Below are 1,019 nucleotides of genomic sequence, written 5' to 3'. Positions count from 1 at the left end.
CGGCGCGGGTGTCGACAAAGACGCGGGCGCGCCGGATGGCGTCGTCGTCGCTCTCGCGCATCGTCGGCGTGAAGCCGCCGACAAGGTCGACATGGGCGCCCGGCTTCAACAACGCGCCCCTGACCAGCGGCTGGGTGGTTATCGTCGCCGAGGAGACGATATCAGCCTCCGAAAGCTCGGCGTCGAGGTCTTCGGCGGCGCTGGCCGGCAGCCCCTCGGTGCGCAAGCCGGCGGCGACCTTTTCGGCATTGGCCGGGGTCCGGTTCCAGATGCGAATGGCAGTGATCGGCCGCACCGCCGAATGCGCCTTGGCAAGGAAGGTCGAAAGCGCCCCGGCGCCGAGGATCAGCAGCCGCGAGGCGTCCTTGCGGGCGAGGTAGGAGGCGGCAAGCGCCGAGGCGCAAGCGGTGCGCCATTGCGTCAGGCGCTGGCCGTCGATCAGCGCTTCCGGCTCACCGGTCGTTCCGTCGAGCAGCAGGTAGAGACCCATCACGGCCGGCTTGCCGATGGCGTTGTTGTCGGGCGAGACGGTGACGATCTTGACGCCGATATGGCCACCCGCCGAGGTGCCGGCGGCGTTGAAGTCGGTCCAGGCCGGCATCAACAGCAGCGTCGAGGCCTCGCCGTCGGGACGTTCGATGGTGTGATGATGGCGGACCGGCTGCACGGCGCCGTCACGGAAAGCAGTGCGCAGCGTCTCGACCAGCCCGGGAAAGGTCAGCGCCTGGTCGACCTCGGCGGCCGAAATGGTCAGCATGAAAGACTCCGTGCAGTGAGGGCGCCCGCGAAACGGAAATTCTTGCGGCATCCCTTGCGCGCGCCCTGAAGGGACACGCGGCGTTGCAATGCTTCAGGCTGTCGGCTTCGGCAGGGCCGGGCCCTGCGGCGCCTGCGGCGCGCGGCTGACCGCCTGGCGCAGGTTCTCGGCCTCGACGCCGCGCTGGCGCGCCAGCTTGCGATAACGGCCCTGCTTGACCCAGGTCGCCATGCTGCCGACGATCATGCCGACGGCGAGAGCC

At 69.5% G+C, this 1,019-nt stretch carries 1 protein-coding gene and 1 pseudogene; both read right to left on the bottom strand.

The genetic code is table 11. The features are described from left to right. Window positions 1–757, bottom strand: a 757-nt coding sequence (locus EN780_RS35050) for an ornithine cyclodeaminase family protein (protein ID WP_128276527.1), incomplete at its 3' end; no start/stop codon positions are given. Between the two features lie 93 nt (window positions 758–850). After that, window positions 851–1,019 (bottom strand): annotated as a pseudogene (locus EN780_RS41105) (DUF1049 domain-containing protein); the annotation flags it as partial.

Origin of the sequence: Mesorhizobium sp. M4B.F.Ca.ET.089.01.1.1 (genome assembly GCF_004022605.1) — a bacterium.
Classification (GTDB): Bacteria; Pseudomonadota; Alphaproteobacteria; order Rhizobiales; family Rhizobiaceae; genus Mesorhizobium; species Mesorhizobium abyssinicae.
Note: the sequence above shows the minus strand (reverse complement) of the source record. Positions and strands in the feature narration are given on the sequence as shown.